General features: G+C 63.4%; 6 protein-coding genes. 1 reads left to right on the top strand and 5 read right to left on the bottom strand.

Annotated elements, in window-relative coordinates:
- Positions 1 to 138 precede the first annotated feature (138 nt).
- From NKI96_RS04930 to NKI96_RS04915, 4 genes are all read right to left on the bottom strand, one after another.
- Positions 139 to 3,141 (bottom strand): hypothetical protein, encoded by a 3,003-nt coding sequence (locus tag NKI96_RS04930; protein WP_352803153.1) that lies wholly within the window; start codon positions 3,139 to 3,141, stop codon positions 139 to 141.
- Positions 3,142 to 3,174: 33 nt separating this feature from the next.
- Positions 3,175 to 3,888: a DUF4760 domain-containing protein gene (locus NKI96_RS04925; RefSeq protein WP_352803150.1), complete on the bottom strand. Its 714-nt coding sequence runs from the start codon at positions 3,886 to 3,888 to the stop codon at positions 3,175 to 3,177.
- Complete coding sequence (locus NKI96_RS04920; RefSeq protein WP_027049727.1) at positions 3,885 to 4,277, bottom strand: hypothetical protein; 393 nt, start codon at positions 4,275 to 4,277, stop codon at positions 3,885 to 3,887. The genes NKI96_RS04925 and NKI96_RS04920 overlap by 4 nt, the downstream gene beginning before the upstream one ends.
- 89 nt (positions 4,278 to 4,366) lie before the next feature.
- A complete protein-coding gene (locus NKI96_RS04915; protein WP_352803148.1) occupies positions 4,367 to 6,586 on the bottom strand; it encodes a caspase family protein in 2,220 nt (739 codons plus the stop codon).
- A gap of 293 nt (positions 6,587 to 6,879) precedes the next feature.
- On the opposite strand from NKI96_RS04915, the gene NKI96_RS04910 reads away from it, so the two are divergent.
- Positions 6,880 to 7,284 carry a Fur family transcriptional regulator gene (locus tag NKI96_RS04910; protein ID WP_023669789.1) on the top strand — a complete coding sequence of 135 codons (405 nt, stop codon included), beginning with the start codon at positions 6,880 to 6,882 and terminating at the stop codon, positions 7,282 to 7,284.
- 203 nt (positions 7,285 to 7,487) lie between these two features.
- On the opposite strand, the gene polA is transcribed toward NKI96_RS04910, so the two are convergent.
- A complete protein-coding gene (gene polA / locus NKI96_RS04905; protein ID WP_352803162.1) occupies positions 7,488 to 10,415 on the bottom strand; it encodes a DNA polymerase I in 2,928 nt (975 codons plus the stop codon).
- Between the last annotated feature and the right edge of the window lie 383 nt (positions 10,416 to 10,798).

Raw genomic sequence — 10,798 nt, 5'->3', positions numbered from 1 at the left:
TGGCCACAAACCAGCGCCGGAAAACCACCTCGCATTTGCCCTTGCCGTCTCTCTCCACGCCCAAAGCCTATAACGCAACGGGCCCCTTGCGGGGGAGATGGCCGGCAGGCCAGAGGGGGGTGCCTGGGTGCCGACCTCTCACGGCTCAGCCAGCACAATGTTCTCCACGCCGCCGACATAGTAGAACGGCTTCTGCTTGGACGCGGTCAGCCGCAGCACTTCGCGCGAAATATAGTCGGCGAGGCCGAACAGCGTCACGCCGCCGTCGGAGGTCTTGGCCCGGCCGCGCAGGCCTTCGAGGATCGAATAGGTGAAGACGCCATGGCCGAGCTCGGGCAGTTCGGCGGCGGTGTTGTTGGCAGCGGTGGCCGAGAAGACGACGATGCGTGCGTCCTGCGCGTCTTTTTCCAGGCGCGGGTTGAAGGCGTTGGCGGCGTGGCAGGTGTCGAGCAGCATGAAGCGCATGCCCTTGGCCCGCTCAACCGATTTCTGGATGTCGCCCCAGTCGACCAGCGAGGAGCGCTTCCAGCGGTCGGGATCCTGTTTGCGGCCGTCCGTGGGGATGAAATAATAGTCTTCGTCGATGTTGATGCCGTGACCGGCGACGAAAATGATGGTGGTGTCGTTCTCGCCGGGTTTGTCGAGGAAATCGGCGAGCTGGTCGTCGATGGTGTCGGAATCCGGTTGCAGGATGGTGTCGGCGCTGGCGACCTTGAACACGTCCTTGCCGGAATCGGGCGCCTCATCCAGCGCTTCGCGGTTGACCAGAACCAGCGTCTCCATCGCCGAAAACAAGGGCGCGGATTTCTGCGAGATCACCTTGAGGAATTCGGTGGCGTCATCGACGGGATAGCGCAGATCGCAGGCGTGGCCGGCGCATGCATCGGTGAGGAAAGGATATTTGTCGACGCCGATCACGGCGACGTAGAGCTTGCCCTTGTTGGCGGGCTTTTCGGTTTTCCTGCCAAGTGCTGTGACACTGCGCTCGGTCAGATAGCCGAACTCGTTGGTGCCGGTGATGCGAATGGTATTTTCGCCATTCTCGACCGGCACTTCGACGATGGTGCTCTTGCCGCCATCGGCCGAGCGCGCCGTGACATTGCCGACATTGCGGCTGTTCGACAGGATCGAAAATCCGGCGACATCGGCGCCGGCTTCCTGCGCGCCCGAAATCTCGACGGCGACATAGCCCTCGCGGACGTTGCTCTGGTCGGCGGCAAGCTTGATGCCGAATTCCGGCGGTTTGCGCTCGAGCAGCTTTTCCAGCTGGCGGTCGACGCCGGGGCGCATTTCCTGGACCGCCTGTTCGGCGCTGCGCAGGATGATGGCCCGGCGCACCATTTCCGGGCTCCAGAGATATTTCTTCAGCTGGCCGGCGCTGATGAAACGCCCTTCGTGGTCGCGACCCTGATTGACGTGCCAGCCTATCAACTTGTCGCCGTCGGCGGAGGAATAATAGTAGCCCTGCGGCATCCAGGCGATCCATTCGGAACCGGCGAAGAACATCGACACGATCAGTTTGTGTGTCTTCAAATTCCACAGCCGCACGGTCTGGTCGGCGCTGCCGGTGACCAACAGCCCTTCCTTCTCGGCGGCAACCATGGCGTTGATCTCGCCGGTGTGGCCGGTGAATTCACCCGATACCTCGGCGGTCGCGGTTTTATATTCCAACAGCGTGCCGTCGCTGCCGCCGGTGATCAGGCCAAGCCCATTGCCGATCAGCGTGTAAGCCGAATGGACGAAGCCATTGGTGGCGGAATTCTCGATGCTGTGCATCACCTTTCCGCCGCTCGCGATTTCGAGCACGGCATTCTCCAGGCCGTCCTTGCCGCCGGGGGCAGCACGGAGCGACCACTCACCCTCTGCGAGTGCCGCGCGGGCATAGGCGCCCTGTTCCGCAAACGCCACCGGGTCCTCGAAGAACCGCTCGGCCGTCGGTAGTGCCAGTACCTTGTCCAGCGTGCCCTGCAGCTCGGGACAGGACACGCGTTCAGGGCAGGGGTTGGTGTTGCCCCAAGCGATGGAGCTGCTCGCCGCATCGATCCCGATCGCCGTCACCGGTTCGCCGACCCCTTGCAGCAGCGCCTTGCGCTCGCCGGTCATGGGGTTCCAGACCTGGATGGCGTTGCGGGTGCCGCCGGCTGTCGCCACCAGCGAGCCGTCGGCATTGCCGGCGCCAGCAAAGACCGTGCCGTCATGGCCGTTATAGTCGAGCAGTTGCTCGCCGCTCTCGGTATTCCAGACCGCCGAGCGATGCTTGTCGGCGCAGCGATAGCTGCATGACGCCACAAGCCGCGAACCCGTGGCGAAGCTCAGAGCGCCGATCTGGAAATCCTGCTTCGGCATGGCGCGGACGAATTTGCCGTCGCTGGCCCGCCAGAGCTGGACGTCACCGTCCTTGCTGCCGGTGGCAAACAGGCTGCCATCCAATGACACGGCGAGTGCGGCGACGCCGACATCCCGCAGCGGTTCGGCCTCGGCCGGCAAGGCGATTTCCTCAGCCTTGGCCACATCCCAGAGCCTTATGCCGTTGTCGGTGGTCGCTGCCGCCAGCCGGGTTCCCGCAGCGGCGAAGGCGAGCTTTTCCACACGCCAGGAATCGGCATCGAGTTTTTCCGCCAGCGTCCAGCCCGACGCGGATTTGTCGTCCGCCCGCCAGAGGTAGACGAAACCATCGCCACCGCCGGCGGCGAGCGTGTTTCCGTCGGGTGAAAAGGCGACATCATAGATGGCATAGTCAGCGGCCTTGAGCACGGTTTTGATCTTGCCGGTGGTGAAATCGAACAGCCTGACATCGCCATAAGGGGGCTCGTCGCCGATGCCGGCGCCGAAATAACCGCCGGCGGCGATCGTCTCGCCATCCGGCGACACGGCAATCGCAAAGACCTTGCCGTCATTGCCATTGCCAAGATAGCCGCGGATGGTGCGGAGCGTCACCCCGCTCTGCCAGTCCCAGATGCGGATGGTCTTGTCGTCAGATGCGGAGACCAGTTCCTCGCCGTCCGGCGTGAAGGCAAGGTCGGTGACCCTGGCGCTGTGGCCGCCGGTGTTGAGATCGAGACGGAAATCGAGGTCCTCGGCACCGGCGGTTGACGTTAACGCCAGAAGACCGACCAGGATTAGCCACCGGATAGCACGCAAGGGATGAGAGCTGCCCGGCACCTTGTTGCGCCGCTATTTGGAGTCGGCGGGCGGCGGCGACCCGTGACGCACATAATTCTCGATCGCCTGGGCATAATTGGCGGAACCGGCCTTGCGTTCTTTTTCGATGTAGCCGGCAAAATAGCTCCAGAACGACACCGCATAGTCGCGGAAATAGGCATCGGCGACATCGCGCGAACAGAGCTTGCCCTCGACGGAGATCGAGAGACGATTGAGGAAATAGACGATGCGATCGAAATTGTCGTTGAAGTCGGCGATCGGCATGGTGCCGCCGCCGGCAGTCATCGCCTCGATCCCGATGCGTTGCCGAAACACTTGTTCCTCGGTCGGCGACGGCGTGGCGCTGAGCAGATTGTCGTATTTGGCGTTGAGTGCCGACAGGCGCTCCTTGAGCGCGCGTTGCGCCTGCTGAAAATCCTTGCTTTCCCAGAGCTCGACCAGCGACATCGTCTGCTCGACGCGCTTCTGTTCCTGGTTTGCCAGAAACTGGAAGACCGAGAAGCCCAAGGTGAAGACGATCGCCAGGCGCACGGCGAGACCCGACCAGGCATAGATCAGCATGCGCCAGTCGCGGTCGGTGAACGGGTTGGCTTCCTTCTTGATCTCGTGACTGCTCGGCCACGGAAAGCCTTCGGTGGTTTCGGGCAAGGTCGCCGGCTTCTTGGCCGGCGGAGGCGCCGATGTGACCGGCGATTTCTGCGTTGCAGTGCCCCCCGGCTTTTTCATCCGCAGCTGTCCAGTTGGATGATGGCGGTGGGATCGAGCACGATGCCGGGTGTCTCTAGCTTCTTTTTCAGGCAATCGAGCTGCGTGCGCGAAATCATGAACTGCACGTCCGGTTCGGCAGCCGCCTTGCTGGGTGACGGCAAGGGCTCGACCACGCCGCGCGAGGCGCAGCTGGAGAGATCGACGACAACGGCCGTGTTGCCGGTCTTGGCGATCTGGTCGTACTGGTCGAGAAAGCAGGTGGCGAGCTCGGAATTGGTGACGATCTGCTTGGCGCACAGGCCGCAATTCTCGTCCGCCGAGGCGCTGGCAACCAGCAACAGGCTGCCGGCAAGGCCGACCGTCGCTGCACGCCAGGAGAGCACGGGGATAGTCACTGATGTCCTCATCTGTTGCATCCGGCCGCGGCGCATAGAAGTGTCGCGAGCCGGGAATGTTCCTATATCACGCCGGCAAGAGCCGGCGAAGCGATGTCAGGTCAGGCGCGGGGCACCGTCTCCATCGGGAAGATCATCACCGCGCCTTTGGGACCGCTCTTGTCGGCAAGCCGCATCACCGAGCGCGTCGCCGGCGCCATGCCGATGTCGGCCAGCATGTCGGAAAAACCAGGCGTTCCCGATGCGGCACGCGTCACGGCGCGCACGCCTTCCTGGGCAAGAAAGCTCAGATCCTCTTTCTCGCTCTGCGGCGGCGCCTCGGTCAGCACGGCAATCATGCGCTCCATGCCGAAGCTGGTGTCGGTGAAGGCGAGCAGCCCTTCCTTCAGGCCCTGATCGGCCTGCTCGTTGATCGGCGCCAGCCGCTCGGCGACGATATGGGTGATCGAATAGTCGCTGCCGATATAGAGCACGTTGATGTCGACGAACTCGTCGGACTCGTTCTTGGCCGCAATGTGTACCTGATCGCCCGGCGAAACGCGCGGCACCGTCGAGGATTCGATCGGCTCCAGCACATCGCTGTCCTGGCGCTTGATCAGGAACTGGACGCTGACCTCGTCCGGCCGGTAGTCGGACGCCGCGGCGAGCCGCGACAGGCCGGTGGCGCGGAAGATCGTGGTCAGGTTCTTGGCTGTGTTTTCCGCAAGCTTGTCGCGGCCATCCTGATGGATGACGATGCGCGGCGGCTTGCTGCCGTCCTTCAAGCTGATGTCGCCGGACGCCGGCAGGAACCACAGCGCCGGTTCGTCGCTGGCGTTGGCGGCAGCGCCGTCCATGGATTTTTCGCGCAGCACCGCAAGCCGCAGATCGGCGCTCTTGCCGGGCTCGACCAGCGCGATGTGGAAGCCGGACTTCGGCTTCGCCACCAATTCGTCCAGAACCGAATTGACCAGCTCGGTTTCTTTATCGAGCCCTGCGGTCGGCGCCGGCTTTGCCACCAGCAGCTTGTAGTCGACTGCGAGTTCGGCAACGCGCGCATAGGCGCCGGCGGGCACCGCCGTCGGCGCAAGCGCCGGCTTGCCGTCGAATTCGACCGGTGCGAGCTGGCTTTCGAGGTTTTTTGCCGATTTCACTTCGAGATAGCCGACGGCGTCGGAGAGCTTCGACAGCGCCGAAGGCAAAATGGCGAGCTTGCTGCCGGGGGTCAGACCCTGCAGCAGCCCGGCGCCGATCGCGACATCGCCGTCCTTGACGGCAATCGGCCATTGCATGACGGCGTCGGTCTTGTCGGTGCCGAACACGCGGGCGTCCAGTTCGCCCTCGAACAGGGGCGTCGGCCTTGTGCGGCCGTCGGCCGAATATTGCTGCAGCACGGCCTGGCCGAGCTGGCGATAGGTGACGTTGGGGTTCTCGGCCAATTTCGACAGGATGGTGAAGGTGAACAGGCCGAAGCGCGGCGCGTCGGGCGTGCCCTTGGGCAGCGGCATTTCCGGCGTCGTCTCGACCGTCTGCGCGGCATAGAAGGCGACCAGCTTGCCCCTGGCGATCGGCTCTGCGCCGGTCGGCGTCAGGTTGAAGGCCGGCTTGCGGCCGCCATTCTCGTCGAAACCGCGCGATGCGCTTGCCGAGATGTCGTCATAGGCATTCACCGCCGTTGCTCTCGCCGCGTTGTCGCCGCCGACGAGGTCGGCGAACTCGACCTTGCGCTCCAGTTCGTCATCGACTTCCGCGGCGCGCGTCGCGGTGCCCGAATGGCAGCAGTCGAACACCACCCAGACAAAGGCGCCCTTGTCGCGGATGGCGTCGAGTGCGGCGCCGACCTCGTTGTCGACCAGCGCGTTCGGCACGCCCTCTTCGCGGTTGATCCATTTGTCGATATCGGACGGCAGGAAAATCTCGTCGAGGCCGTCGGTCTCGTCACCGGCCTTGGCTTGCGGCTGCTGGGCGCCGTGGCCCGACAGATGCAGATAGACGAAATCGTCGCGTTGCACCTTGCCGGCGAGGTCGGCAAGGGCGGCCTTGATCGCCGCATGCGTCGGCGGGCCGTTGGCGCCTTCGACGTCCTTGGCGAGCAGGATCACATTCTCGGCCGAGAACTTCACCGGATCGGGCGTGTTCTTCAGGAGATAGTCGCGCACCAGGCCGGCATCGTTCTTCGGCCCGATCAGCCAGTTCTTCTGCGGCAGGTTCGGATAGTCGGTGCAGGCAACCAGCAGCGCGTGATAGGTGCGCGAGGCGGCGAGAGCGCGGAACGAAACCGTACCGGCAGCCACAAGCGCCGACGTGCCGACGAGCAGCGTCCGTCGTGTCAGTTTGATCATAATTGCTTCCCCAAGCCCGATCGAATTTGCAAGTGCGGCAGCTTTCGTCGCGAATTTTGTCAGTATTTTGAATGTGGTCGGTGCCGTCAATCGGCGGTGGTGGTCATGGTGTCGATGGCGATAACGGAAACAGTGGCAAAAAGCCTGCTTCATCGCTATCTCAAGAGAATTGAGACCGTCGCATGGCAGAAATGATTTGCGAGCGGCGCTGGATCAAACAGATGGAACGATGTCGTCCGAGAACCGCTCCACACTTTTCGGCATCATGCTCTAAACGATCGGAAAACGGGATCATGGCGGCAAGGGATGTGCTGACGAAGAATCAGCTGAGCGTGCTCGAAAAGCTCGAGGCCGCCAGCGGACCGCTCAGCGCCTATACGCTTCTCGACCAGCTGCGCGAGCGCGGTTTCCGCGCGCCGCTACAGGTTTACCGGGCGCTCGACAGCCTGGTGAAGTCAGGCTTCGTGCACCGGTTGGAAAGCCTCAACTCCTTCGTCGCCTGCGCCGAACCGCACGACCATACGCATTCGATGACAGCCTTCGCTATCTGCGACACATGCGGGCAGGTGATGGAGATGTCCGACCATGACGTCGACCATCGGCTGGACGAATGGGTGCGCTCGACCGGGTTTGCTGCGAAGAAGGCGGTGATCGAGTTTCGAGGGACGTGTGCCAAGTGCCTGGCTGAGGCTGCCTAACGTTTCGACGCTGGCGGGACAGCACCCCCTCTGTCCTGCCGGACATCTCCCCCGCAAGGGGGGAGATTGGCAGTTCAAGCGCTGCGCCCATTGCAGCAACGTCGGAGATTGGCGAAACCGGAAGTGGCGGCTGATCTCCCCCCTTGCGGGGGAGATGCCCGGCAGGGCAGAGGGGGGTGTGAAGGATCGCGGCGTATCCGGCGCTAATGCGCCTCGTCCCAGTTGTTCGCTGCGCGGGCATCGACATGCAGCGGCACCGACATCGAGATGGCCGGCATCGGCGCGTTCTCCATCACCCTGCGCACCACGGGGATCGTCGCCTCGACTTCCGCTTCAACCGTCTCGAAGATCAATTCGTCATGCACCTGCAAGAGCATGCGGGCGGACAGGCCGGCCTTTTCCAGCGCCTCGTCCATATGCACCATGGCGCGGCGGATGATATCGGCAGCGGTGCCTTGCAGCCTGGCGTTGATCGAGGCGCGCTCGTTGAAGGCACGGATCGACGGGTTTGACGACCGGATCTCAGGATAGTGGATGCGGCGGCCGAAGATGGTTTCGACGAAGCCATGCTCGCGGGCATAGGCTTTTGTTGCCTCGATATAGTCGCGGATGCCGGGGAAACGCTCGAAGTATTTCTTGATGTAGGCGCCGGCCTCCTCGCGCGGGATCGACAGCTGGTTGGCCAGCCCAAAGGCCGAGATGCCGTAGATGATGCCGAAATTGATCGCCTTGGCGCGGCGGCGCACTTCGGAAGGCATGCCTTCGACCGGCACGTTGAACATTTCCGAGGCGGTGATGGCGTGGATGTCGGCGCCATTGGCGAAGGCCTGCTTCAACTGCGGGATCTCGGCGACGTGGGCAAGCACGCGCAGTTCGATCTGGCTGTAGTCGGCCGAGACCAGTTTCTGGCCCTTGTCGGCGATGAAGGCCGTCCTGATCTTGCGTCCCTCCGCGGTGCGCACCGGGATGTTCTGCAGATTGGGATCGGAGGAGGACAGCCGGCCCGTCGTCGTTGCGGCCAGCGCATACGATGTGTGCACGCGCCTGGTGTCGGGATGGATGAAGCCGGGCAGCGCGTCGGTGTAGGTCGATTTCAGCTTGGTCAGCTGGCGCCAGTCGACGATCTTGCGCGGCAGTTCGTGGCCTTCGGCGGCGAGGTCTTCCAGAAGCTGCGCGGAGGTCGACCATTGCCCGGTCTTGGTCTTGGAGCCGCCGGGCAGGCCCATGCGGCCGAACAGGATGTCGCCGAGTTGCTTTGGCGACCCGATGTTGATGCGCTCGCCGACAAGGCCGTAGATCTCCTCCTCCAGCCGTGCAGCGCCTTGCGCCAGCTCGCCGGAGAGCCGCGACAGGATCTGGCGGTCGACCGAGATGCCGCGCTGTTCCATCCGCGCCAGCACCGGCACCAGCGGCCGTTCCAGCCGCTCATAGACCGAAACCAGGCCCTTGGCGGCAAGTCGCGGCTTCAGCACCTGCCATAGCCGCAGCGCTACGTCGGCATGGCCGGCGGCGTAGGCGGTCGCCCGGTCGATGTCGACCTGCTCGAACCCGACCGAGCTTCTGCCGGAACCGGCGAGATCCTTGAGCGGCGTCGTGGCATGGCCGAGCCATTTGTCGGCAAGCGAGGACAAAGTGTGGTGGCCGGTGCCGGCGTCGAGCACATAGGAAATCAACATCGTGTCGTCGAAGGGTGCGATATCGATGCCGTGGCGGCTCATGACGACGATGTCGTATTTGGCGTCCTGGGCGATCTTGAGCACCGATTTGTCTTCCAGCAACGGCTTCAGCAGCGCCAGCGCCTCGCGGACCGGAATCTGGTTCTCCAGCGTGCCGCCGCCGAGCAGGTCGCCGGCGCCGCTCTTGTGGGCGAGCGGCACATAGGCGGCGCGGCCGGGGCCGATCGCCAGGGAGAAACCGATGAGGTCGGCCAGCATCGGATCGGAAGACGTGGTTTCGGTGTCGAAGGCGACGGTTCCGGTCTTCTTGGCTTGGGCCAGCCAGGTCTTGAGCGTTGCCGTGTCGCGGATGGCGACATAGGCGGCAGGATCGATTTTGGCCGCGGCGGCCGTTTCCAGGCGAAGTGCGGCAAGCAGCGAAGGCGCGTCCCCGGCCCTTGCGGTTTCGGATTTGGCTTCATCCTGTGTTGCCGCAGGCACCGGTGTGCCGGAGCCGACATCGGGGCCGTGCGCGGTGTCGGCGCGCTCGACGGTGACGGCGACAGCCTGCACATCGCCGGCTTCGGTGCTGGTCGCCTCGGCCACACGGCGGGTCAGCGAGGTGAATTCCATGGTTTTGAGAAAGCCGATCAGCTTCGGCCCATCCGGCGCATGCAGCACGAAATCGTCGAGCCCGTCGGTCACCGGCACGTCGTTCTTCAGCGTCACCAGCTGGCGCGATATGCGCGCCTTGTCGGCATTGGCGATGATGGATTCGCGCCTCTTGTCCTGCTTGATCTCGCTGGCCCGGGCGAGCAGCCCGTCAAGGTCGCCGAACTGTTCCAGAAGCTGCGCCGCCGTTTTCGGCCCGATGCCGGGTACGCCCGGCACATTGTCGACGGAGTCGCCGGTCAGCGCCTGCAGGTCTATCATCTTTTCCGGCGGCACGCCCCATTTCTCGATGACTTCGGGGATGCCGATCTGGCGGTCCTTCATCGGGTCGTACATGCCGACCGTGGGTCCGACCAGCTGCATCAGATCCTTGTCAGAGGAGATGATAGTGGTGTCGCCGCCGGCCTCGCACGCCAGCCTGGCATAAGTGGCGATGAGGTCGTCGGCCTCGTAGCCTTCGATCTCGATGCAAGGCAGGTTGAAGGCCACGGTTGCCTGGCGGATCAGACCGAATTGCGGGATCAGGTCTTCGGGCGGTGCGTTGCGGTTGGCCTTGTATTCCGGGTAAAGATCATTGCGGAAGGTTTTCGACGAATAATCGAAAATGACCGCTAAATGCGTCGGCACGATGCCTACATCGGTGTTGCGGGCGTCCTGCATCAGCTTCCACAACATGTTGCAGAAGCCGGAGACCGCGCCGACCGGCAGCCCATCGGATTTGCGGGTCAGCGGCGGCAGCGCATGATAGGCGCGAAAGATGTAGCCGGAGCCGTCGATAAGGAAGAGATGGTCGCCTTTTTTCATGCCGGCAGGGATAGCGCGGCAGGACGGCGCGGTCCATGGCAAAGGCGGGCTTCCAACAGGTGTTGCGGCGACATGCTGACAGAGCCTGCCTGCCGATAGGTCCTGCTGCTGTTTGCCTCGGCGCTCACGGCTATGTTACAAAAGTGTAATTTTTGTGCCCTTGAAACGCCACGATCCGAGACACAAATAAAGGTCATCGGCAGTTTTCGCCGAGTCCGGAGCAAGGCCCGTCCCCCGCCTATCCCGGACAATTGCGGCAGCCTATCCCCCCTCTCCGGGCTGCCGCATCGTTTCGAGTAAAAGACCGCCGTGGTTCCCCTCCACCACGGCGGTTCTTTTTTGCCTTCTGACAAGTGTTTACGGTCCGTGGTCCAACGATCGCG

Source organism: Mesorhizobium sp. M0292 (genome assembly GCF_040321695.1).
In the GTDB taxonomy this organism is placed as follows: Bacteria; Pseudomonadota; Alphaproteobacteria; order Rhizobiales; family Rhizobiaceae; genus Mesorhizobium.
The sequence above is the reverse complement of the archived record's forward strand: the minus strand, read 5'-3'. Positions and strand labels throughout refer to the sequence as shown.